The sequence below is a fragment of the Aurantibacter crassamenti genome, from assembly GCF_016811105.1.
GTDB classification, from domain to species: Bacteria; Bacteroidota; Bacteroidia; order Flavobacteriales; family Flavobacteriaceae; genus Aurantibacter_A; species Aurantibacter_A crassamenti.
Map to the genome: position 1 here is coordinate 2066106 of NZ_JAFBGM010000001.1, position 24283 is coordinate 2090388.

The following is a 24283-nucleotide window of genomic DNA, read 5'->3' on the forward strand; positions in this document are numbered from 1 at the left end:
ATTATTTAGATTGGTGTGTTTTTTAAATCCATATCAATTTTTAGCACCAATAAAGTTTGTATGGAAATCTTAGACGGTAAAAAAATATCGAATCAAATAAAAGAAGAGATTGCAGCTGAAGTAGCTCAAATGAAAGAGCGAGGCGAAAAGGTGCCTCACCTAGCAGCAGTAATAGTGGGTAATGATGGTGCAAGTTTAACCTATGTTGGTAGTAAAGTACGGTCATGTGAGCGTGTAGGTTTTGAATCAACAATGGTACGTTTGCCAAATACTACATCTGAGCAAGAATTATTAAAAAAGATTCATGAGCTAAATGCTGATCCTAATATTGATGGATTTATTGTACAGCTTCCATTGCCTCCTCAAATAGATACGCAGCGCGTTTTAATGGCGGTAGACCCTGATAAAGATGTTGACGGTTTTCACCCAATGAACTTCGGTAAAATGGCTTTAGATATGAGTACATTTATACCTGCTACGCCATTTGGTATTTTAGAATTGCTAGAACGTTATAATGTAGAAACCCAAGGAAAACATACTGTAGTAATTGGTCGTAGTCATATAGTTGGTAGGCCGATGAGTATTTTAATGGGTCGAAAAAGCTTCCCAGGAAATTCTACAGTTACTTTAACCCATAGTCGCACAAAAAACATCAGTCAAATTACAACACAGGCTGATATTATTATTTCAGCATTAGGTGTGCCAGGATTTCTAAAGGCAGAAATGGTAAAAGATGATGTTGTTATTATAGATGTGGGTATTACTAGAGTTCCTGACGAAACAAGAGAACGCGGTTATTATATTACTGGTGATGTTGACTTTGAAAATGTAAGTAAGAAGGCATCGTATATTACTCCAGTACCAGGTGGGGTAGGGCCAATGACAATTGCAATGTTGTTGAAAAATACGTTATTAGCAAGAGAGCGTCACCGCAATAAATAGAATATGAAATAGTTTAATTGAAAAATAATAAAACCCGCATATTTGCGGGTTTTGTCTATTTTTAGAGTTGGATTTTCAATTATGCTCTCAGGATTATCATTTGGCGTAAGTACATCTATATCTTCACTGTCATCATAATCACAACTACTCATAATTAATGTTGAAGCAAAAATTAAACTGACTACTAAAATCTTTTTCATAATGTTGAGGTTTAGTAAGTTGAGAATATTACATGTTAATTAATAACGGAATTAAGGTGTTTTTCTTATGTAAATAGTATCGTGTAATTGAAAAATTAGCTGAATGGTATTATGTGCAAGGAAATAGGCCTATTCAATCACATAAAGTTGAGTTTAAAAAAAAATTAGAATTAGCGTATTTGAAGCCAGGCAAGAAGAAGCAAGTAGTATTATTTTCAAAGTAGGGTTTCTATAAGTGGATTGTATTTATATTCATGCAGTATTAGCTAAATATCAAAACAGTCTTTAAGTTTGTAAACAAATTTTCTTCAAAACAATAATGAGTAAAGTAATATTGATAACAGGTTCTTCAAGAGGTATTGGAGCTCAGCTTGCTATTACATTAGCAAGTAATGGGGCAAAAGTTATTGTAAATTATGCAGGCAATACCGAAGCAGCAGAAGGGGTTGTGAGTGCAATTTTAAAAAATGGTGGTAAGGCAATTGCAATACAAGCTGATGTAAGTAAACCTACAGACGTGAAACGATTATTTTCAGAAGCTATTTCTGTATTTGGCCGAATTGATGTTTTAATTAATAACGCCGGAATTGCGATTTACAAGCTTGTTAAAGACACAACAGACGAAGATTTCAGTAGAATATTTGATATTAATGTAAAAGGAGTTTTCAATACAATGCGCGAGGCGGCTACGCTTTTAAGTGAGGGTGGTAAAATCATTAATTTTTCAAGTACTACTACTCGTGTAATGTTGCCTTCATATGGAACTTATTCTGCAACCAAAGCTGCGGTAGATCAATTAACAAGAGTTTTTGCAAAAGAAGTAGGTTCAAGAAAAATAAGCGTGAATTGTATTGCGCCAGGTCCTGTAAATACCGAGCTTTTTAAGCAAGGTAAAAGTGAAGAAGTAATAAATAGATTAGCATCAATGTCTGCCTTTAATAGAATTGGAGAGCCAGAAGATATTGCAAAAATTATATTGTTTTTAGTTAGTGATGATTCACATTGGATTACCGGACAAATTATTGGTGCAAATGGCGGTTTTGCTTAAAAATATTCGTTGCGTTTTTTGTGAATTGAAAAGTATAAATGCTTGCAATAATTGGGTAAGTGGTAGTTCTGTTGAGAACGATTATACTGTTGCAGTAGCAGGGGCATTAGCTCTTTAAATTATTATGAACATTTGACTAAGGCGGGTAACTATTTATAGTTACCTTTTTTTATGATATTCTATAATTGAAAACCCAGTCTTCAGTTTTTTTAGAATTGGATGCAATATTTTTTAGCCTCATTATTATTTATTTTCGATAATAGCTATCAACTCTTGATTAGATGGCCGCGTTAAATGGTGCTCATGAATAAAAAACTAACTTCAGAACAAACGCAAGAAATTCTTTCCAAATTAAAAGTAAGATTTGCGCAAAATATGCATCGCCATGAAGGATTAAATTGGACTTCTGTACTTAAAAAGTTAGAAGCAAATACAGAATCTTTGTGGTCTCTAAATGAGATGGAAAAAACAGGAGGCGAACCAGATATTGTAATACTAGAAAATTCGCTTGAAGATTTGTTTTTTTATGATTGTTCAAAAGAGAGTCCAGCCGGGCGTCGGAGTTTGTGCTATGATAAAGCAGCATTAGAATCTAGAAAAAAATTCAAACCAAAAAATAATGTCGTAGATATGGCAAAGGCCATGGGTGTAACTATCACTACTGAAGCTGAATATCGAGGGTTGCAAATGATTGAAAACTTTGATACTAAAACATCAAGTTGGTTAAAAACACCAGATAAAATAAGAAATCTAGGTGGCGCAATTTTTGGCGATTTTAGATTCGATACTGTATTTGTGTATCATAATGGTGCTGAGTCTTATTATGCAGCCAGAGGGTTCCGAGCTTCGTTAAAACTCTAATAAAACATACATTGTCAATTTCGTATTTTTGTTATTCTTTCAAAAAGTAGGATATATTTTTTAAACCAAACCAAACCAAACCAAACCAAACCAATCAAGTTGATTACCATGAAAAAAACAGTATTATTTTTTTTAACAGTATTGTTATTTGTTGGCTGCAAGCAAGGCCAAAACAAGTCGGTGCAAAAAAGCACCATAAAAATTATAGAACCATTAGGTATTGAGAACGTTGCATATAAATGGGGTGAAATGGCCTTAACTGCGACTGCTAATGATACCGAAAAGTTTAAGCCCAGACCTACAATTACTTCACGTTATCTAGGTTTAATTTTTGTCTCAATTTTTGATGCATGGTCAAGGTATGATGAGAAAGCAATACCTGTGTATCTAAACAATACAAATCGTAGACCAATTGATGAACACACGTTGGCAAATAAAGAAATTGCTATTAGTTATGCAGCTTTTAGAACAATGAGTGAATATTATTATTCAGACAAAGAGCTGTTCGCAAGTTTTATGAAAGAATTGGGTTTAGATCCTATGAACGAATCGCTAGACCCAAATACACCTGAAGGTATTGGAAACTTGGCAGCTAAAGCTATCATTGAAGCTAGAAGGGGTGATGGCGCAAATCAGTACGCCGAAGAAGAGGGGTCTAATGGTGAACCATATTTTAACTATGTGGGCTATGAGCCGGTAAATTCTGTAGATGAAAATGTTGATTTAAATCGATGGCAACCAAAATATTTTTCAGATGGTATGGGGGGTAAATTTGCTCCTGGTTGTTTAACGCCATTTTGGGATAAGGTGAAACCAATAGCCTTAAAATCAGGTGATCAATTTCGCCCAGGTCCGCCACCTTTAATCGGTTCAAAGCAACTAGAAGAAGAGGTAAAAGAAGTTGTTGAAATGCAAGCCAATTTAACAGATTATCAGAAAGCTTTAGTAGAATTTATGCGTGATGGGCCACAATCAGTTCAACAAGCAGGTCATTGGTTAAAATTTGCTCAAGATGTTTCTCGAAGAGATAATCATTCACTTGATCAAGATGTGAAAATGTATTTTTACAATCAAGTGGTTGCAATGGATGCGTTTATAGCTTCATGGGATTCAAAAATGTACTATGACTTCGCAAGACCATTTGCCTTAATCCACGAATATTTTGCTGGTAAAAAAATTAAAGGTTGGGGTGGTGAAGGCGTTGGAATGATTGAAATGGATGGTTCACAATGGAGACCTTATTCTCCGGCCATATTTCTTTGTCCACCTTTTCCAAGTTATACATCCGGACATAGTACCATTAGTGGAGGGTGCGCTGAAGCATTAAAGTTATGGACTGGCAGTGAAAAGTTTGGCTCAGAAGCCATCTTAGTAGCGGGTGCAATGACAGAACCAGATGTGTTAGGTGATACTATTACTTTAAAGTTTCCCACATTTACTAAAACGGCAGAAATGGCAGGAATTTCTAGGGTATTAGGAGGTTATCATATTCAGGCAGATAATGTAGCAGGTTTGCAATTAGGTAGAGAGGTGGCTCATGAAGCTTGGAAATTTTATAAAGTGCAAATTGGCGAAGAATAAAATATTGTCATCAATATTAGCGTAAAACGATGTAGTTAGAAATCATCATCATGACAATGTTCATAGCACCTCACATATAAATAATTATAAATTATTTGGTTAAATTTAAGTGTTGAACATTAAAAAAACTGAATATGAAACTAGGAGCATTTTCAATTAGCCTTGCTGTAAAAGATTTAAGCATTTCAAAAGATTTTTATGAGAAGTTAGGTTTTGGAGTTTTTGCAGGAGATGTGGAAAAGAATTATTTAATAATGAAAAATGAAGATTCTTTAATTGGACTTTTTCAAGGAATGTTTGAGAATAATATTTTGACTTTTAACCCAGGTTGGGACCAGAATGCAAATACTTTAGCATCTTTTGATGACATTCGTGATATTCAAAAAGATATAAAGAATCACGGTGTGAAGTTAGCGACTGAGGCTGATGAGAGTTCTAAAGGGCCTGCAAATTTTATAGTGATGGATCCAGATGGCAATGCCATATTGATAGATCAACATGTTTAAATTTTAAAAAATGATGTGAATAAATTTAAACGTATCCTTTTTCTTATCTTGTTTAATCAACTAAAATAAATAGTGTACATCATGATTAGAAATTGTGTTAGTTTAATTCTTCTTTGTATTTCATTCACAGTATTTGCTCAAACCGGAAAGGTGTTTGATAACCTATCAATGTCTAGTAAAATATTAGATATGGAGCGAAATTATGCTGTATATCTTCCGCCAGATTATGAAACTTCAGAGCGAAGCTATCCAGTACTTTATTTATTGCATGGCGCCACAGATAACCATACAGGTTGGGTTCAGTTTGGTGAAGTTTTAAGAATTACAGATGAGGCGATCAAAAATGGAACTGCTACTTCAATGATTATTATTATGCCTGATGCCGACACCGGAAAAATGGGGTATTTTAATCAAGGTGATTGGTTGTATGAAGATTTTTTCTTCAAAGAGTTTATGCCTCATGTAGAAAAAAAGTATCGAATTAAGGGTGAAAAAAGATATAGAGCAGTGGCTGGGTTGTCAATGGGCGGCGGGGGCTCATTCATGTATGCGCTTCATCATCCCGAATTATTTTCATCTGCGTGTCCTTTAAGTGCTTATGTTGGTGCTCTTACATTAGAAGATTTGAAATCTCAATTTGAGCGCAGAAAAGAGAAGCTCTCAAACGCTGATATGAAAGCTTATTTTGAAAGAAATAATGCGCTCAATTTAATAAATAGCGTGCCTGTTGAAGACATTAAATCTGTAAAATGGTATATCGATTGTGGTGATGATGATTTTCTTTTTGAAGGAAATAGTTTGGTGCATATTGCAATGGCTAAAAAGAAAATTCCACATGAGTACCGTGTTCGTGATGGAGGGCACAGCTGGTCATATTGGCGAGCGTCACTTCCTAAAGTTTTAGATTTTGTTTCCCAAACATTTCATCAGAATTAAAGGTGACTTTTATAACGATGTATAGAAGTTGTATTCAAATTTATATCTCGTTTAATCAACTTAAAACAATTATCCGAATGAAAAATACCTTGTTTACTTTTCTTTTTATTTTTTCATTTTGTTATAGTAATCCTATGGTTGGGCAAGAAAAAGAGCCTTTGAAAATTGGTGTTATTGGTTTGTCACATTCGCATGTAAATTGGCTGTGGAGTAGACCCCATTTGAATGATATTGAGATTGTAGGTATTGTTGAGCCAAATAAAGAATTATCAAATCGATTTGCAACCAATCATGGTTTTTCTATGGATATGGTTTATACTACTATGGAAGAATTAGTTGCCGCAAAAAAGCCAGAAGCGGTAACAGCTTTTGGGTCTATATATGAGCATTTACCTGTAGTAGAGTTTTTTGCTCCGCTAGGAATTCATGTTATGGTAGAAAAACCATTAGCCGTCAGCTTAGAACATGCGCAAAAAATGAAAGCCTTAGCAGAAAAGCACAATATTCATTTACTCACAAATTATGAAACAACATGGTATCCTACCAATCATAAAGCTTATGATATGGTTAAGAAAGGAGAAATAGGTGAGTTACGAAAAATTGTGGTTCATGATGGTCATGAAGGCCCCAAAGAAATTGGAGTTAATAAAGAGTTTTTAGAATGGCTTACCGATCCAGTATTGAACGGTGGTGGAGCACTTATGGATTTTGGTTGTTACGGTGCTAATTTAATAACATGGTTGATGAATAACGAACGCCCTCTAAGTGTAACTGCAATCACTCAAACCATTAAGCCTGATATTTATCCTAAAGTTGATGATGAAGCAACTATTGTTGTAACGTATCCTAAAATGCAAGGCATCATTCAGGCCTCATGGAACTGGCCAATGGGTAGAAAAGATATGGAGGTCTATGGTAAAACAGGTTATATCATAAGTGAAGATCGCCACAACTTGCGGTACAGAATTAATAAAAAAGATAAAGAACAGCATGAAGTATTAGAAGAGCGTCCAGCGCCTTATGCGGATCCATTTTCGGTTTTGGCTGCTGTTGTACGTAAAGAAATTACTTTACCACAAGACAACTTATATTCCTTAAAAAATAATATTGTAGCAATGGAAATATTAGAAGCTGCAAGAGAAAGTGCCAAGACGGGTAAAACAATATCCTTAAAACACTAACAGGCTATTTGCAACTTAAGTTATTTGGCAAACAATTGTTCAATATCCTTAAAAGCTTTGAATTCTAGTGCGTTTCCAGCGGGGTCTAAGAAAAACATTGTAGCCTGCTCGCCAACTTGACCCTCAAAACGTATGTAGGGTTCAATAACGAATTTTATGCCTTTTGACTTAAGCTCTTTTGCAAATTTTTGAAAAGTATCCCAAGGTAAAACTACGCCGTAATGTGGTACGGGTACATTATGTCCATCAACCGGGTTTCTATGTGTTACTTCGTTTTTTAATTTGGGCTTATAGTGAATGACCAATTGGTGCCCAAATAGATTAAAATCTACCCAGTGGTCACTACTTCTGCCTTCCTCGCAATTGAGTACATCACGATAAAATTCTCTACATTCAGCTAAATTATATACTGGTATAGCGATATGAAATGGGGTAACTTCTTTCATCTGAAATATTTTGAAATAAAATTACCTTTTTCTTATGACTTTAAAAAGGCGATTATTTTATCGCTAACTTCATCTTGATGTAATGAATGCCCTAGTCCTGTAGTTTTTATTAATGTACTGTTTTTCCAACTTTCATGAACTTTTTCAGAACCACTTACGGCAGTTACTTTGTCTTGAATATCGTGAATTAGTAGTCCTTTTATTTTAAAGTTATTAGCGAATTTTGCCGTAGAAAATTCGTTCATATGAAAACCAAATAGGTTGAAAAAATGTTTATCCATTGCTTTCATTACTCTTGAATTCAGCCCAAGAAAGTCTTGATAGCCTTTTATGAAAGGCGAAAATTCTGAGGGACTGCCTAATGTCACTATTTTTTCGATACCGTTCTCATCTGCTTGAGAATGATAATAAAGTGCACTCATTCCACCAATTGAGTGCGCTAGAATATGTTTGGGTTTGTATTTTTCAACTATGGGTGTTATACCAGTTGCATATAAAACTGCAGTGAAAGTCTTGCTAGTAGAATAACCATGCGCAGGTGCATCTACAGCAATAATATTGAAATCTTCTTTCTGTAAAATAGAAATTAGATTTCTCCAACGAAAGCTGTTGCTTTCCCAGCCATGTAGTAAAAGAACTGTTTCTTTTTTACCTTCCCAATGGTAAGTTTGAAATTGTACACTATCTGCTTCAATTATTTCTGATTTTGCAGAATCTAAAAAGTTTTTTTGATGCGCTAAAACTCTACCCTTTCTTGGTGTACAGAATAATTTAAAAGCTTTTTTTGCAGCTGTTTCACTTGAAATAAGAGCTAGAAAATTAAAGTAATAGCCGTAGGCTTTTGGAAGAATTCGATTGAGTGTTTTTTTCATTTTTATAATATGGTTACTTTTAGTAACTTACTCTTTTAATGAAACCAAATTTAATATTCTTTTTTGACAATTTATTTGGTATCAAAAAACGCACAAGGTAAGCATATGGAAACTATTACTGAAAATCAGAAGGTTGCAGCCAAAAAAAAGATAAAAAATATGTTTGGTCATATTGATTTAAGAACTGAAGAGTATTGCCCAATACGTGATGTAATGGCTTTAGCATCAGATAAATGGAGTATATTAATAATTCTAAATTTAGGATACTCGCAAGTCTTACGTTTCAATAAACTTAAAAAGTATGTCTTTGGAATTTCAAATAAGGTATTGAGTGAACGATTGAAAAATTTAGAGACCGACGGATATCTTGAACGCACAATGTACCCTGAAGTTCCTATTCGGGTCGAGTATAAGTTAACCGATTTCGGACATGCATATCTGCAAAAATTAATAGAACTTACAGAGTGGATTACGCAATACAGTGACGTAGTAATGGACAGAAGAAAAGAAGCAAAAGCTAATTAGTTAGGTTTAATTCCAGCCAATCATTAAATATTTGATTTTTGCATTATCTGGTATTTGAACGGCCTCAATATTTGTGCTCGTGGCATAACGAAGACTTGATGGAAGTTCCTTTTTGTCAATGGTAAAATAGGTGTCACTTTCTTTTATCAACACGAGTACATTATTTCTTGATGTGATAACTTTTTTAACAGTGTAACTATCTTTTATTTCTTTAAAAGTACTTAACAAACCAACGCCTTTATCGGTTTTGTAACGTGCATCTTCAACGCGCACATTTTCTATCATCGGAATAGAATCATTTGTTGGTGTTAGTGTTAACAAATGCTTACCACCTTTTTCGTAAATTTTTATTTTTTGAGCCCCGTTGCCAAATTTTAAAGCGACCGTATCTTTTACCACAGAATCTTGATCAAAAATTACATCAATATCGCGAGCCAGGCTAGTTTTATTTAATTTTCCGATACTATCATGGCGTATTAGAAAAGTGGTATCTCTTTTTTCTTTACAATTAATAATTGCAAAGATGATTAAGATTATAGACAGAAACTTAATGTTTTTCATTCTAGAATTTTATTGAAGCGTTAAAACTGTAATGGCTTTATCGCATAACTTTTTTAAGAACGCCCAATACTCCCCTAATAAAAGTGGCGCTAGTTAATACTTTTATAATCGGGTTTTGTCGGGTACTCTTTCTTGTAGAAGTACTTCTACGCGTTGTTTTTGTTTTTTCTTTGGCTGCTGTTTTTTCTGCTATTTCTATTTTTTCATTTAAAATTTCATACGCACTTTCACGGTCAATAACGTCATTATATTTTGATACCAATTTTGAATTTTTAATCACTGATCTTAATTCGCTATCAGTTAAAACATCCATACGACTCATTGGTGCTCGTAATAAAGTTGCAGCCAGTGGAGTAGGGCGACCCTTTTCATCTAACGCAGAAATTAGCGCCTCACCAATACCTAAAGATGTCAGTACTTCTTTAGTATTATAAAACTCAGATTCAGGATAATTTTCAGCAGTTAATTTTATTGCTTTTCGATCTCTAGCAGTAAATGCTCGTAATGCATGTTGTACTTTTAAACCTAATTGGGCAAGTACTTCGTTAGGTACATCTGTTGGATTTTGAGTTACGAAATAAAGTCCGATACCTTTTGAGCGTATAAGTTTTACAATACTTTCAATTTGATCTAAAAGCGCTTTTGAAGCTTCTTTAAATATTAAATGAGCTTCATCAATAAAAAGAATTAATTCAGGTTTATCACTATCACCTTGTTCTGGGAAACTAGAATATATCTCTGCCAATAAGCTTAACATAAAAGTAGAGAAGAGCTTTGGCCGGTCTTGTATATCAGTAAGTCGCAAAATATTGATATACCCTCTACCATTTTCGTCAATTCGAGTTAAATCATCAACTTCAAATGATTTTTCACCGAAAAACATTTCAGCACCTTGTTGTTCAAGTTCAATTATTTTTCTTAAAATGGTGCCGGTTGAAGCGGTTGAAATTCTACCATAATCTTTAGTGAATTCTGCTTTGCCAGCGCCAGTTGCATATTGCAAAACCTTCTTGAAATCTTTTAAATCAAGAAGTGGTAATTTATTATCATCACAGTATTTAAAAACAACAGCCACAATACCTTCTTGCGTTTCCGTAAGGTCTAAAATTCGCGATAATAGAGTAGGTCCGAATTCAGAAACCGTAGCACGTAGTTTTACACCATCTTGCTCAGAAAGCGATAATATTTCAATAGGAAAATTTTTTGCTTCAAAAGGTAAGCCAATTTGCTCATGACGTTCGTCAATCTTAGCATGCCCCGGACTCGGTTGAGCAAGGCCACTAAGGTCACCTTTAAGGTCCATTAATAAAACAGGTATTCCTTTTTCAGAAAGATTCTCAGCTAAGACTTGTAGGGTTTTGGTTTTACCCGTACCAGTAGCACCAGCAATTAATCCATGACGATTTAAGGTCTTTAACGGAATTTTGACAAAAGCCTTATTTACAGCTGCTCCGTCTAACATTGCTGCACCCATTGTAATAAAGTCACCTTTGGTGGTGTATCCTTTTTCAATGTGGGCAAAGAAATCTTCCTTGGTACTCATTTGTATATTTTTGATAAAAATAGGGCATTTTTAATATAACAAGAAACCTAGACTCATATTAAGCTGAGACAGAATTTATCAGAATTACCTTCAATGGTTAAATGATAAATAAAGTTTAATGGTTGAAACAACACTTATTTTTCAATAACTATTCCGTCATATTGATTAAGTTCTTTTACTGAAAAGCTTAAATACCCATCTGTATAATCATATGATATCGGTTTTTCACTAGCCATTGAAAATATTCTAGTGGGCTTAAAATCACACTTTAACTTAAAATCAATATTAGATACCGGCAGAGGTTCAAAATACGTATTGCCACTATAGCCAGTTATATTTACAAGATGAAGTAGCATGCCATCGGCAACTTTTTTGTTTCTATTTTCTGGCGTATTCAATATGTATTGCTGCAAAATTGTCTCTACACGAGGATGCGCATTTGTTTCTAAAAGATTTGAAACATTAGGGTGTAAGTAGTCAATTATATCTAATAGAATGTTTTTATGTTGTTCGTACCCATGTAGATAATAGATTTTTCCGAGATTTATTGGGAGTATCGCAGTTTTACTATTCGGATGATTTTTTACCGCCATAGCATTATTGCCAGTAAAGTCATGACCTCCTATTTTTTCAGGTGGCCCGGGCCTTCCTTTTGAGAGAATAGATAAATAGGTTTTATCCGCGGCAGAAAAATCATATAATCCGAGATTAAATTTCCAGAAAAGCATAGACTGTTTGGTAAAGCTTTTAAAGAGCGATTTATCGGCGGGTGTTAAATAGTTTCCGCTGCCATCATTGTTACTATTTAATGCTTTAGCACCAAACAGATTTAGCAACGCGTCTTCATTTTGAGTAAGACTTTTGTTCGTGGCGATTAAGTTGGTGCCTTGGGCTACTGCTTCCGTAATTACTTTAAGTGCTTCATTTGATAATTTGGTTATTTCCGGTAGAATTATGACTTTGTAATTCTTAATCTTTTCCTTGAGATGTTCAATTTGCGTGTCTTCAATAATATCATATGAAATATGAGCTTCATTCAACATTAATTGAATTCCACGGTATTCTTGCATGGGTTCTCCGCCCGGCCAATACCCTGGGGAAATAACAGCTATTTCAGATACTGAAAGATAGTTTCCATAATAAGGTTCATATTTTTTATGATGTGCATAGACCTCACGAATAATCTCATAGTTTCGTTCATCTTCATAATCTCTAAAATCGCCCATCGTACTAATATCCAAACCGGAGCCATTTGCAATATTCTCATATAATCTTATGGCAACTTCTTCAGGTTCTACGGCATTATAGCGAGATTGAAATGAAATCTGCTGAATACTAGCGTTACTAGTTATATGATTAGGGTACGAATTCACAACATTGTTAACATTGTCACTTGCGCTGTATGGCCAATATGGCAGTCCTTCCGGATGTGATTCGTGCCTAATAATATCTACATATTTATCTCTATAGGTACAAATTGCAATCTGGTCACTTTTAGATTTAACCATTGCATGCATTCTTTTGCGCCAATCTATACCAGTGAAATCTTTGAATTCGAGATATTTTTGAAAAACAGAATCATCAGTATTTTCTTCAGTTGGTAATGTTAATCCGCCACTATAATCTGAAAACCGTTTTTTATCATATTCATTTTGATCAATTCCATGGTAAGTGCCTTCGTAATTATTTTTAGTCGCATAGCCTGGCATATTAATAAACAGACCATCAATAGGGTAGGTGTCAATGACTTCTTCAACAATTTTTATTGATTTTTCTTGAAGATACGGGGCGTTAATAGAAATAACGTACATATCATCATTAATGATTCGCTCACCTTTGGGTGATATATAGAACCAGTCTGGGTGTTCTTTGAAAATACTTTCGTGAGCTCTACTAAAATCAAAACGCACAATAACTTTAATATCGATTGCATGACATTTTGTAATCACATCTTGCAACATATTTTTTTGCATGTACGGGTTGGTATACTGAAAGTCTAACTTAGTGGGGTAAAACGCCATGATGCCTCCAGCGTTTATTAAAAGCACATTAGCTGAAAAACTTTGCAAATCAGTTATAAGTGAATCCACATTTAATTCGGCCTCATAAGCAGGTAAATTGGTTTGTATGAGTCTTAAGTTATTTGCTTTCCACCATGGCATATCCTTAGGCCATTCTGTGTTTTTTTGAGATTGTATTGCTGAGGTGAAAAAGCATAATAGAATGAGTAAAAGAGGTATTGCGGATATTTTTTTCATCGGTTTAGAAATACTTATGATGTATAATTTTGAGGTTAATCGATTGTAAGTTTGTTATTTACGACATGGAATATACTAAAATTGTACAGTATCTATTATAAAATTAGAGACCTACATTTTTGAATTAGATTTAAATATACGCTTCTTATCTTTTCAATTACAACCAAACTATTTCTGTAAATGAATGCATTATCTTTGCACGATGGTAAAAGAAGAGGCAATGGTATTGGTGAATGAGGGTAGAATGCTTCCGCTAATGGAAGAATTCTATACCATTCAGGGTGAGGGCTTTCATAAAGGTACAGCGGCATATTTTATTCGTATTGGTGGTTGTGACGTTGGATGTCATTGGTGTGATGTAAAAGAAAGCTGGAATGCTGATTTGCACCCGCCAACAGCGATCAATAGTATTGTTGAAAATGCTTCAAACTATTCTGATACCATTGTGGTAACAGGGGGAGAACCTTTAATGTGGAATATGCTTCCGTTAACTCAAGCACTTAAAGAAAAAGGCTTACAAACGCATATAGAGACTTCAGGTGCCTATGAATTGACTGGTATTTGGGATTGGATTTGTCTATCTCCAAAGAAAAATAAATTACCAACACTTGCCGTACATGCAGCAGCACATGAGCTAAAAGCCATAGTTTACAATAAACATGATTTAATTTTTGCTGAAGAGCAAGCTGCTTTAGTGAACGAAGATTGTATATTATATCTACAACCCGAATGGAGTGTGCGTGATAAAGTTGTTCCTTTAATTGTTGATTATGTAATGAAGAATCCGAAATGGAAAGTATCATTACAAACGCATAAGTACTTGAATATCCCTTAAATAATTGCTTGTTTAAACCTACTTTGATGTAATTGTCAAAGTGATAAACACGGAACTTGTTAATTTAAATTAACGACCACCATTTGCTTGTAGGTCAAGCATACATTCTGTATCAAGGGGCACGGTAGCCGAACCTTTCGCTGATTTATTTGATAAGAGCTGTAGCACCGAATTACCACTTAAAGAGCACCCAGATTTTAGTCCACTTAAATTTGAGGCTTTAGAAGCGGCCAATTGGCCTTTCTTTGAAGATCTGCCAAATTGTAATTCAGCACGCATTAAACATCCTTCTACAATACAATGGTTTTCAGATTCAGGATCGTTATGGTCATTTACTTGAGGAGTTCCCAGGTCTACTAATCCGAATAAATGCCCAAATTCATGATTCATTGTAGCAGATTCAATGTCAGCCGTAGTTATAGAGAAACTACGTGCAGACAATCTTCTCACCGTAGCTTCATGAATTATCATAGAAGTATTTCTATAAACCGCACCAAGTGTAACTAAATCTTCGTCTTCATTATCTTCAGCAGATGGTGCGTCACTAAAATAAATGTAGATAGCCAAAGTTTCACCACTAGTATATGCTGTTCTATTCTCCATTTCAAGCTCCGATATTTCTTCTAAAGACAAAGAATCTTTCTCGGGTGAAGGCAATTCTTTATATTTAACTTCAATATTTTCTTTAAAGGTGTATTCTTTTAAAAATTCAGTAAAGTTTGATATTGATTCTGTAGTTGGCTTAAAGTCAGTGACATATCCAATTTCTATAAGAAGTTTTGTATAAGTGTCATTCGAAAGAATGTCATTTGCAGAGTCGCCTGTGGTCTTTAGATTTAATGATTTATCTACTTTTTGAGATTCAGAGTCATTGTCAGAATTCTTAGAACAGTTGGTAAGTATAAGTAAACCAAGAGTTAGCAAGTAAAAACCAATTTTTCGCATATCAATCATTTGCTTTTAATTAAGAACGCAATTTTCATGCCCACTATTATGTGGTGGGGTATAACTTAGCCAAATAGTCGAAATGTTCGCCTTCAAATAACAGTTCACAATGAAAACCATTACGCTCTGCTGATGCATTTAAAGTGTCAAAATCTACATATAACCATTTGAAGGGTTTACTTTTTTCTCCATGATATGACATTGTAAACTCTACTTCTCCATAATAATTTTCTACATCTGAGATATCATAATCACCATTTTCGGTTTCGTACATGAATATAATATCGCTAGAATCTAGTAAAATATACCCATCTTTAGTCAATAATTGTCTTGCATGGTTCAAAAAGGCATCCAATTTTGGTAATTCACCAACAATGCCAATACCATTCATTAAAAGCAAAAGCGTATCGAATTTATCAGATGAATAATTCATTACGTTAGATAAAATAGTATTCGTTACACCACGGGCTTTGCTAACTTCAATGGCACCTTCGCTAATATCTAAAGCTGTTACAGATATACCGTTTTTCTGTAAATATAGACTGTGACTGCCTGATCCGCAGCCAATATCTAGCACTTTACCCCTACAATTTTCAAGTGCTAATTGTTCTATTTTGGGCATGTTTTTAAAATCTCTAAAGAGATAAGGTAGCGGTATTACATCTTCTTCATCTAATGAAGAATGTGTGGTAATATCTTCAGGATAATTACTTGAATGATAATCAAGCAAGGCTTTGCCAAAAACATCGGTAGTCATAATTATTTGTACTTTGCATGCAAATGTGGCATTTTTAAACCACATCTCATTATGAAAAAGGTAAAGCGCTTATTTTTAGGACTTTTTATGCTTGTAGGTTTAATGGTATCTTCTCAAGATAGTTTAGATAAATCTTTGGCGGCAACATATTTGAAGGCAAATGGTAGTCTAAATCAATATGACTATGCCTATGATCAATTGTTGTTAATGTTAGGTAAACAGTATCCTGAGACAGAAAAAAATGCTGAAGGTTGGCGGTATTTAAAGGAGAATAAAGCCGAAGCAATAGCTGATATGAAATCGTTTTTAGTGCCAATATATAAATCGAATTTTACAGATGAAGATTTTGCGCAAATGATTAATTTTTATGAAACGGATACGGGTAAACAGTTAATGCAAGATCGAACGAAAATGAGTGATTCTCAGAAAAAAGAGTTGAATTCATACTACAATACGGCGGTTGGACAAAAAATTATTGAAAAGCAACAATCATTATCTGCAGAGATTGCAACCGCCTCTGAAAACTGGAGCCGTGATTTATATGAAACCGCAGTAAGTCTATTGAAGAGTGAATAAGCAACTAAAAGATCTTGCAAAAAAGGCAAAAGAAAAACATACTGAGAATAAAAAGTTCTTCTCTAAATTAAAGAAGAAGCCGCCTAAAAATTTAGATTATGTAATGCAAGATTTGCATGAATCTGAATTTCAACGAACTGATTGTCTTGATTGTGCAAACTGTTGTAAAACTACCGGGCCACTTTTTACCAATGCTGATATTGAGCGAATTGCCAAATACTTACGTTTGAAACCACAGCGGTTTATTGAGACCTATTTGCGCGTAGATGAAGAGAACGATTATGTGCTGCAGAGCGTGCCCTGTAGTTTTTTAGATGCGCAGAATTATTGTAGTATTTACGATGTTCGGCCAAAAGCATGTAGAGAGTTTCCGCATACGGATCGAAAAAAATTTCAGCAAATAAGTAATCTTACCCTAAAGAATGTGGCAATTTGTCCCGCTGCATATAATATTGTTGAGGCTATGAAAAAAGCCATAAAACCATAATCTTGGATGTAAAATAGTTGGGGTACATCTAATTGCGAAGTTGATTATATTTGAAATATGGAAGTTCTTTTAAATTACTTTGAAAATATTCCGTCAGCGCACAGAAGTTTAATTTTAGTGGGTGGACTCACTTTTTTTTGGATTCTGGAAGGCTTAGTGCCACTCTATAAATTCAACTATAAAAAATGGAAACATGCTTGGCCTAATTTGTTTTTCACCTTTACCACAGTTCTAATTAATTTCTTACTGGCATTTTTGTTGTTGAAAACAAGTGACTGGGCAATTGCTAATGATTTCGGAATAATTAATTGGCTACCAGAAATGTCAATTTGGATGTATGCAATTCTTGGCGTTATGTTGCTTGATTTTATTGGAGCATATTTAGCGCATTTTGTAGAGCATAATGTCAAACCTTTGTGGATGGTGCATTTAGTGCATCATACAGATCATAAGGTAGATACAACCACAGCTAATAGGCATCATCCTCTAGAAAGTTTAATTCGCTACGCTTTCACGCTTTTTGGTGTGTTTTTAGTAGGTGCGCCTATGGGGGTAATTATGCTATATCAATCCTTATCACTAGTAGCAACGCAGTTTGGTCATGCAAATATTAGTCTGCCTAAAAAAGTTGATGAAATTTTAAGTTGGGTGATTGTATCACCAGATATGCACAAGGTGCATCATCATAATATGTTGCCCTATACCGATTCAAATTACGGTAACATTTTTTCAATCTGGGATCGATTGTTAGGTACATTTATGAAATTAGATACGAAAGACATTGTCTATGGGGTAGATACTTTTCCTAATGAAGATGAGAACAGTAAGCTTACCGTGTTATTAAAGCAGCCCTTTCATAAATACAGAAAGCCGACTACTAGTGTAGAAAAATAGTATTTGTTTTAATCGTATAGTAAATACTTTTCTCGAATCAATTTAAAAGCTTCCAAATCTTCTTGCCATGTTGCTTTTATTTCATCTTCAGAAAGTCCATCTTCTATTTGCTTTTGAAGTAATTCTGTGCCGGCATGTTTTGTGAAACCAGAAGTATTAAAAAATAAAGATTTATCAGTGCAATTCGCATAAGCATCAATTATCCATTTTAAAGATACTTCAGAAATTCTTGGTGTTTTAGATAAATCTTTTCCATAGCATTTTTTACCATTTTCTTTTGGGGTTTTAGATCCGAAATTTGGCTTTGGAAAATAGACAAAACTGTATTGTGATTTATCAAGAAATGAGGCGCCATAACGCTGAAATTGAAATTCGGTGCCACGGCCGGCATTTATATTGGTTCCTTCAAATAAACCTAAGCTGGGGTAGAGGTTAATAGCTGTAGCATTTGGTAAATTCGGTGAAGGTCTAATAGGTGCTTCGTATTCAGACAAATGGTTGTATTTGTCTAAAGGAACAATTGTCAGGTTAACATGTTTTGATCCAGAAAGCCAACCTTCGCCATTGAGCATATTGGCATATTCACCAATTGTCATTCCATAAACCAACGGAATGTTAGTCATACCTAAAAACCCTTGATTTTCGGTTTCCATAGAAGGGCCATCAATATAATGACCATTAGGGTTAGGTCTGTCAAGAACAATGATTTTTCTTTTACTTTCTGCACAGGCTTCCATTACCAATTGTAATGTAGCAATGTAAGTGTAGAAGCGTACCCCTACATCTTGAATATCAAAAATAACGACATCAACATTTGCTAATTGTGATGGAGTTGGTTTTCTGTTTTTTCCGTAAAGTGATATAATAGGCAGGCCAGTTTTTGCATCAATTCCATCTTTTACGTGCTCACCAGCATCCGCAGCGCCTCTAAAACCATGCTCTGGTGCAAAAACCTTTTTTATATTTACATGATGTGCTAGTAACGAATCAACTAAATGTGTGTATTGGCTGTTTTTATTAAAAATAACACTAGTCTGGTTGGCTACAATTGCCACACGCTGACCTTTCAATTGCGGCAAGTATGCATTTAAATTATTAGCCCCAACAATTATGCGCGATTGCGTTAACTCACTTTTTACTTTTACAGAATCAGTTTTGGTGTTTTGCGTTTTGCTTTGATTACCACATGAACTGACTATGATTATGGGAATCAAAACCCATAATAAAACTGTATTTTTGAAATTGGAAAAAACCGGCATCTTTTGAATTTAGAATTCTTTATCGCTAAAAGGCTTATTACTGGTACGGAGCATAAAATTAGTATATCCGCTACAATAATAAAAATCGCAATAATCGCGATTGCCATTAGTATTATTATGATGTTGATGGCTATCGCTACTGGGGTAGGTCTCAAGCATAAAATACGTGAAAAACTTACCGCCTTCAATGGCCATATACAAATTCAAAATTACGACAATAATAATTCTGATATCTCAGTTTCTCCTGTTTCTTTGAACCAAGAATTTTATCCTGAGTTTAAGAATATTAAAGGTATTTCTCATGTGCAGGCCGTTGCAACAAAAGGAGGGATAATTAGAACCGAAGAAACTTTTGAAGGTACAATTGCTAAAGGTGTGGGAACTGATTATGATTGGAGTTTATTTGATGAATTTGTTGTAAGTGGTCGCTTACCAGATTATTCCGGAAAATTAAATGATGAGGTGCTTTTATCAAGGCTCATGGCAAATAGATTAAAGCTAGATGTTGGTGATTCATTTTTTGCATTTTTTCCTAAGGAAGACGATTTGTCTAGCCCCAATCAACGAAAGTTCAAAATTGTAGGTCTTTATGATAGTAGGTTTGAAGAATTTGATGGCACTTATTTCTTCACAGATATTCGGCATGTTCAGCGAATGAATAAATGGGAGGCAGATCAAATAGGAAATTTTGAAGTCTTTCTAGAAAATTTTGATGACATTGATGAAAAAAGTAAAGAGATTTACGGGCAAACCGTATCAGAATTAGACGCTCAAAATATAAAAACCAAGTATTTTGATACATTTGAATGGATGAGTCTCTTCGACTTTAATATTGCTATGATTATTGGTATAATGATCATTGTAGGCGGTATTAATATGATTACAGCGCTTTTAGTCTTGATTTTAGAACGCACTCAAATGATTGGTATTTTAAAGGCTATGGGAGCTTCTAATTTGATGGTTAGAAAGGTCTTTTTGTACAATGCAACCTATTTAATTGGTATTGGACTATTTTGGGGTAATTTAATTGGACTGAGCCTTTTGCTACTGCAGCAACAATTCAAATGGATTAAGTTTCCAAACCCAGAAGAATATTATATCGATTATGTGCCAGTGCATATAGATATCACAACTGTACTACTTTTAAATTTAGGTGTTTTAATACTTTGCTTTTTAATGTTGGTGATTCCTTCATTAATTATCTCAAAAATTTCACCGGTAAAGTCCATAAAGTTTGAATAGGTTTCAATCATTTGAAATAATACCATTCAACAAAATGAAGTTGCTATAAGGCTTAATCTTTGTATTGTATGCAACGTTGATGATAGTTTTATTGAATTTTCAAAAATGATTTATACCTTAAACTAAGGTAAAGGAAGAGTTTCAAATGTTTAAGATTCGATTTATAATAGGCGTATCCATTGCTTTTTTAATAATTGGCTGTAAAAATGCTAATGAAAAAGCATCAGATGAAGCGGCGCTTAAAAAAAGAAAAATAGCACTATTAAATCGTGTTTCAGCCCTGCCTTTATTGGTGAAATCTCCTGATAAAAATGAATTTTCAGATGAAAAAGCAGCATTAGGTAAGCTTCTTTTTTATGATCCAATTCTTTCAGGTGATAAAGATGTAGCCTGTGTTACGTGTCATCATCCAAATACGGGTTATGCAGAGTTTCTAGATCTGTCCATTGGGCCAAATGCGAGCGGTTTAGGTTCTAGAAGGAGGTTTAAAAGTCCCAATGATATTCCTTTTGTAAAAAGAAATGCGCAAACTATTCTTAATTCGGCGTTCAATGGTATAGATGTGAATAATAGATATGACCCAGAGAAGGCATCTATGTTTTGGGATGAAAGAGTGAAAAGCCTAGAGATGCAAGCTCTAGAGCCTATTAGGGCATTAGAAGAAATGCGCGGCAATAACTTTTCAGAAGATAAAATTTTGAATGTTGTTATCGATCGGTTAAAATCGATACCAGAATATCGCGAACTATTTGATACAGCTTTTGATAGTGTAAATGCAATTACAATAGCTAACTTATCTAAGGCTATTGCTGCTTTTGAGCGAACCTTAGTAGCTAATAATTCTCGATTCGATAAATATATGCGTGGTGATAAAGATGCAATTCATATTTCAGAGAAAGATGGTTTCGAGCTATTCAAATCTGTTGGATGCATTAATTGTCATAACGGACCAATGTTTTCTGATTATCTACCCCATGTTTTAGGTGTACCCAGAAATAATAAACTATCTGAAATTGATAAGGGCATTCAAGATACTTTTGCATTTAGAACACCCAGTTTGCGTAATCTCAGATTTACGGCGCCATATATGCATAACGGTAGTTTAACAACTTTAAAGAGGGTGCTAGAGTTTTATGAGGATATAGCAAATGGTAAAGAAAGAAATGCGGATGTACCGGCAGAGAAGTTTGACCCGTTAGTTCATGAATTGAAATTATCAGTAAAAGAAATGTCATTAATAATTTCGTTCTTAAACACACTGAATGATGAGGAATTTGATAAAGAAATACCAGAAGCAGTGCCGAGCGGACTCACAGTTGGTGGGAATATAAATTAATAGTAAGATGGAAAAATTAGTATTAAACAATTCAAGAGTAAATATTGAAAGTGGCGAGTTGGTTAGTTATGTAGTAAATGGTCATGAATTCATTCATCAAAAGGGTAGTCCCGGATGGCGAAATTCCGATACAGAAATGTTTCCCATAATTGGCCCTACAAGTGAAGCTGATTTTCAAGTAAAAACGGAAAGAGGCTATGCCGTTCAAGATCAACATGGTTTGTTGCGTGAGCTAGAGTATGAGTTGAAATCACTTAGCGAAACTTCAGCGAATTATGTAAAAACGTATATAGCGAATACAGCTGTTCAGAATTCTAAATTTCCTGAAAAATCTGCAGTTAAAGATTTGTCTTGGCCTTATAATTTTACATTTCAAAAGCAGTTTACACTTTCTGAAAACGGATTAGAAATAAGCTTTACCATAGACGGTGAAAAAGGAATGCCTTTTATGTTGGGGTATCATCCGGCATTTAAATTACACAGTGAAAGTCCGACTGTCGAAAATGAAAATAAAAGTATTTCACTAGAGGATGTTTTGGCGGTAGGTAATCGTGCTTATCAAGTTTCTGATTGCGAAAAAGTCGTATTAAAAGACAAAAAAAATCTGGTGATAAAAACCGAAGGTTTCGGCAATTTTATGCTCTGGACAGAAGTGTCAAATATGATTTGTATAGAGCCAATTTCATTTTATCCTTATGCGGTAAATGCTGATAAATTGCATAAAGGATTTCAAATTTTAAACGATTCACCAAAGGTTTTTAAAGTCTATTTGTTACCTGAAAACTAGATCGTTAATTGCGGCTACTCAAAGATTTAATTGATCCTAAGAAATTAGTGAAGATTTGGCGTAATGGGTTTGAAAATATTGTATTATTTATTGGCTGACAAATCAATTGATTTTAATCAAAACGTTTGCAATGTACTTTTTAAAAAACCGCATTAGCTTAAATTAAAAATGAGCGTTTTTTTAGTGAGTTATTTAGTCAAGTTATTTAAAATATTTTCTTTACAAAGTCAAATATTTCAAATCATAAAAATGGATTGTTCTTAAAATTATTTAATGCCCACAGATGTGATTAACACGATAATTTTAGCGTTGATTATAAACTGTTGGTGGTACTAAAATACAAATTGAATTTCTAGATTTAAACAATGTGTTTCTAGTTTTAAATTGCAATTACTTATTGAAAGCTAGATCGTTAAATAAGGCTACTCAAAGATCTAGTTGATCCTGTTTAACTTATGAATATTAAGGCTGTAATTTCTCTTTATGCAAAAAGATTATTCTTTAAAATTTCTTAATTGATAATGTTTTCACTTAAGGCTTTTAAATATAAAAGACAGTGCCATTTTTTTTGATGAAAATTAGTTGCTTTTTAAGTTATTGATAAATAAGTTAGATATCAATGAATAAGTAGTAACCACGTTTTTTAAGTAAATAATTATTCTAAAATTAAAATTATGCTCACACTAGTTTTAATTATTTATGATTGCGATAAGCTATAATTAATCAGGAGTGAAAGTAGTTTGTGTAGAAGCAATTTGTATCTAAAAATCAAGTTTGTTTTTTAGCTTTTAAGTGTATAAATAAAAGTTATAGTATTTAGTTACTACTTGAAACTTAGATCACTAAAAGCCCTTACTAAAAGATCTAATTGATCTGTTGTTATTCGATGTGATGATGTCATTTGAAAGATAAAAAATTCATTTTTTAGCTGATGAATTAAATGAGATAAAGACAACAAATGTATAGCGGTTTTTTTATTTGAATATGCTGCTTTGGTTTCAGGTAATGTTACAATTGAAACAGTCGAAATATTAGGTGATAACAATTTGTAAGATGTAAATATTTAACTTTGTTAAAGATAAATGGCATCGTTTTTATCACTTGTTTTTAAATACGAAACATGAATTTTTTTGCGACGATTATTTTTTAATCCACGTAATAAAATAGGAGATGATAAACTGAAATTTCTAAATTAGAAATATGCAAATTCAGAGTTTATGCATCCTATTTAATACTTGATACCTAGATCATTAATGGAGACTATTCAAAGATCAAATTCATCTGACACTACCTTTGTAAAATTGGTTGCAAAACTTGATGCTGAGCTAGCAGAACGCGACGGCGAAGACCACTCATTTTATAATCAATTTAATAAGATTGATTCTATTAAATATGCGGTGATTTTTTATTATGAAAAAACAGCTGTTGCGTGTGGAGCAATTAAAAAATATGATGCCACATCAATGGAGGTAAAACGAATGTACACACTGCTCGAATATCGTGGTTTAGGTTTGGCTTCTAAAGTATTAAAAGAGTTAGAATTGTGGGCGAAAGAATTGGGTTTTACAAAATGCATTTTAGAAACTGGTATACGTCAACCTGAAGCAATTGCATTATACAAGAAGAATAATTATACTATTATTGATAATTATGGTCAATATATTGGGGTTGACAATAGTGTCTGTTTCGAAAAAGTGTTGTGACA

At 33.9% G+C, this 24283-nt stretch carries 25 protein-coding genes; 16 read left to right on the top strand and 9 right to left on the bottom strand.

The annotated features are described in order from the left end of the window. Nucleotides 1–60: 60 nt before the first annotated feature. On the top strand, nucleotides 61–942 hold the full coding sequence (locus JQC67_RS08415; RefSeq protein WP_203252376.1) for a bifunctional 5,10-methylenetetrahydrofolate dehydrogenase/5,10-methenyltetrahydrofolate cyclohydrolase: 882 nt from the start codon (nucleotides 61–63) through the stop codon (nucleotides 940–942). Here the strand turns inward: JQC67_RS08415 and JQC67_RS08420 are convergent. Continuing rightward, nucleotides 927–1142 (bottom strand): hypothetical protein, encoded by a 216-nt coding sequence (locus JQC67_RS08420; RefSeq protein WP_203252377.1) that lies wholly within the window; start codon nucleotides 1140–1142, stop codon nucleotides 927–929. The two genes, JQC67_RS08415 and JQC67_RS08420, sit on opposite strands and share 16 nt — an antisense overlap. A 319-nt stretch (nucleotides 1143–1461) precedes the next feature. On the opposite strand from JQC67_RS08420, the gene JQC67_RS08425 reads away from it, so the two are divergent. From JQC67_RS08425 to JQC67_RS08450, 6 genes are all read left to right on the top strand, one after another. Next, complete coding sequence (locus JQC67_RS08425; protein WP_203252378.1) at nucleotides 1462–2190, top strand: SDR family oxidoreductase; 729 nt, start codon at nucleotides 1462–1464, stop codon at nucleotides 2188–2190. Between the two features lie 303 nt (nucleotides 2191–2493). Then, nucleotides 2494–3051 (top strand): DUF4256 domain-containing protein, encoded by a 558-nt coding sequence (locus tag JQC67_RS08430; protein WP_203252379.1) that lies wholly within the window; start codon nucleotides 2494–2496, stop codon nucleotides 3049–3051. A gap of 108 nt (nucleotides 3052–3159) precedes the next feature. Beyond that, nucleotides 3160–4632 carry a vanadium-dependent haloperoxidase gene (locus tag JQC67_RS08435; protein ID WP_203252380.1) on the top strand — a complete coding sequence of 491 codons (1473 nt, stop codon included), beginning with the start codon at nucleotides 3160–3162 and terminating at the stop codon, nucleotides 4630–4632. A 134-nt stretch (nucleotides 4633–4766) separates the two neighbouring features. Then, entirely contained in the window at nucleotides 4767–5138 is a 372-nt protein-coding gene (locus JQC67_RS08440; protein ID WP_203252381.1) for a VOC family protein, read from the top strand. An 81-nt stretch (nucleotides 5139–5219) separates the two neighbouring features. Next, nucleotides 5220–6074, top strand: a complete 855-nt coding sequence (locus tag JQC67_RS08445) for an alpha/beta hydrolase (RefSeq protein WP_238934532.1) — start codon at nucleotides 5220–5222, stop codon at nucleotides 6072–6074. A 77-nt stretch (nucleotides 6075–6151) separates the two neighbouring features. Further along, complete coding sequence (locus JQC67_RS08450; RefSeq protein WP_203252382.1) at nucleotides 6152–7255, top strand: Gfo/Idh/MocA family protein; 1104 nt, start codon at nucleotides 6152–6154, stop codon at nucleotides 7253–7255. 20 nt (nucleotides 7256–7275) lie between these two features. Here the strand turns inward: JQC67_RS08450 and JQC67_RS08455 are convergent, their stop codons facing one another. Together JQC67_RS08455 and JQC67_RS08460 are read right to left on the bottom strand one after the other, a co-directional pair. Then, nucleotides 7276–7701, bottom strand: coding sequence for a VOC family protein (locus tag JQC67_RS08455; RefSeq protein WP_203252383.1), 426 nt, complete (start codon nucleotides 7699–7701; stop codon nucleotides 7276–7278). A gap of 32 nt (nucleotides 7702–7733) precedes the next feature. Continuing rightward, a complete protein-coding gene (locus JQC67_RS08460; RefSeq protein WP_203252384.1) occupies nucleotides 7734–8573 on the bottom strand; it encodes an alpha/beta fold hydrolase in 840 nt (279 codons plus the stop codon). Between the two features lie 63 nt (nucleotides 8574–8636). On the opposite strand from JQC67_RS08460, the gene JQC67_RS08465 reads away from it, so the two are divergent. Then, the gene (locus JQC67_RS08465) at nucleotides 8637–9098 is read left to right on the top strand and encodes a winged helix-turn-helix transcriptional regulator (RefSeq protein ID WP_238934534.1); all 462 of its coding nucleotides are present in this window, start codon (nucleotides 8637–8639) and stop codon (nucleotides 9096–9098) included. Between the two features lie 6 nt (nucleotides 9099–9104). Here the strand turns inward: JQC67_RS08465 and JQC67_RS08470 are convergent, their stop codons facing one another. The 3 genes from JQC67_RS08470 to JQC67_RS08480 form a co-directional block, all read right to left on the bottom strand. Next, nucleotides 9105–9659, bottom strand: a complete 555-nt coding sequence (locus JQC67_RS08470; RefSeq protein ID WP_203252386.1) for a hypothetical protein — start codon at nucleotides 9657–9659, stop codon at nucleotides 9105–9107. Between the two features lie 37 nt (nucleotides 9660–9696). Beyond that, nucleotides 9697–11202, bottom strand: a complete 1506-nt coding sequence (locus tag JQC67_RS08475; RefSeq protein ID WP_203252387.1) for a helicase HerA-like domain-containing protein — start codon at nucleotides 11200–11202, stop codon at nucleotides 9697–9699. Nucleotides 11203–11336: 134 nt separating this feature from the next. Then, nucleotides 11337–13460: an alpha-amylase family protein gene (locus tag JQC67_RS08480; protein WP_203252388.1), complete on the bottom strand. Its 2124-nt coding sequence runs from the start codon at nucleotides 13458–13460 to the stop codon at nucleotides 11337–11339. A gap of 202 nt (nucleotides 13461–13662) precedes the next feature. Between JQC67_RS08480 and JQC67_RS08485 the strand changes: the two genes are divergently transcribed. Beyond that, complete coding sequence (locus JQC67_RS08485; RefSeq protein WP_203252389.1) at nucleotides 13663–14295, top strand: 7-carboxy-7-deazaguanine synthase QueE; 633 nt, start codon at nucleotides 13663–13665, stop codon at nucleotides 14293–14295. Nucleotides 14296–14364: 69 nt separating this feature from the next. Here the strand turns inward: JQC67_RS08485 and JQC67_RS08490 are convergent, their stop codons facing one another. Beyond that, complete coding sequence (locus JQC67_RS08490) at nucleotides 14365–15249, bottom strand: hypothetical protein (protein WP_238934535.1); 885 nt, start codon at nucleotides 15247–15249, stop codon at nucleotides 14365–14367. 37 nt (nucleotides 15250–15286) lie between these two features. Continuing rightward, a complete protein-coding gene (locus JQC67_RS08495) occupies nucleotides 15287–15997 on the bottom strand; it encodes a class I SAM-dependent methyltransferase (RefSeq protein WP_203252390.1) in 711 nt (236 codons plus the stop codon). Nucleotides 15998–16048: 51 nt separating this feature from the next. Here JQC67_RS08495 and JQC67_RS19190 point away from each other — a divergent pair, with 51 nt between their 5' ends. From JQC67_RS19190 to JQC67_RS08510, 3 genes are read left to right on the top strand one after another with little or no spacing between them, the layout of a single operon-like run. Next, nucleotides 16049–16573, top strand: coding sequence for a DUF2059 domain-containing protein (locus JQC67_RS19190; RefSeq protein WP_203252391.1), 525 nt, complete (start codon nucleotides 16049–16051; stop codon nucleotides 16571–16573). Continuing rightward, complete coding sequence (locus tag JQC67_RS08505; RefSeq protein WP_203252392.1) at nucleotides 16566–17060, top strand: YkgJ family cysteine cluster protein; 495 nt, start codon at nucleotides 16566–16568, stop codon at nucleotides 17058–17060. Before JQC67_RS19190 ends, JQC67_RS08505 begins: the two co-directional genes overlap by 8 nt. Before the next feature lie 57 nt (nucleotides 17061–17117). Continuing rightward, nucleotides 17118–17954, top strand: a complete 837-nt coding sequence (locus JQC67_RS08510; RefSeq protein ID WP_203252393.1) for a sterol desaturase family protein — start codon at nucleotides 17118–17120, stop codon at nucleotides 17952–17954. An 8-nt stretch (nucleotides 17955–17962) separates the two neighbouring features. On the opposite strand, the gene JQC67_RS08515 is transcribed toward JQC67_RS08510, so the two are convergent. Further along, on the bottom strand, nucleotides 17963–19213 hold the full coding sequence (locus tag JQC67_RS08515; protein WP_203252394.1) for an exo-beta-N-acetylmuramidase NamZ family protein: 1251 nt from the start codon (nucleotides 19211–19213) through the stop codon (nucleotides 17963–17965). 3 nt (nucleotides 19214–19216) lie between these two features. Here JQC67_RS08515 and JQC67_RS08520 point away from each other — a divergent pair, with 3 nt between their 5' ends. The 4 genes from JQC67_RS08520 to JQC67_RS08535 all read left to right on the top strand — a co-directional run bounded on the left by JQC67_RS08520 (nucleotide 19217) and on the right by JQC67_RS08535 (nucleotide 24281). After that, entirely contained in the window at nucleotides 19217–20455 is a 1239-nt protein-coding gene (locus JQC67_RS08520; protein WP_203252395.1) for an ABC transporter permease, read from the top strand. Between the two features lie 145 nt (nucleotides 20456–20600). Next, entirely contained in the window at nucleotides 20601–21791 is a 1191-nt protein-coding gene (locus tag JQC67_RS08525; RefSeq protein WP_203252396.1) for a cytochrome-c peroxidase, read from the top strand. 7 nt (nucleotides 21792–21798) lie between these two features. Beyond that, a complete protein-coding gene (locus JQC67_RS08530; RefSeq protein ID WP_203252397.1) occupies nucleotides 21799–22578 on the top strand; it encodes an aldose epimerase family protein in 780 nt (259 codons plus the stop codon). A gap of 1253 nt (nucleotides 22579–23831) precedes the next feature. Next, a complete protein-coding gene (locus JQC67_RS08535; protein WP_203252398.1) occupies nucleotides 23832–24281 on the top strand; it encodes a GNAT family N-acetyltransferase in 450 nt (149 codons plus the stop codon). Nucleotides 24282–24283 lie beyond the last annotated feature (2 nt).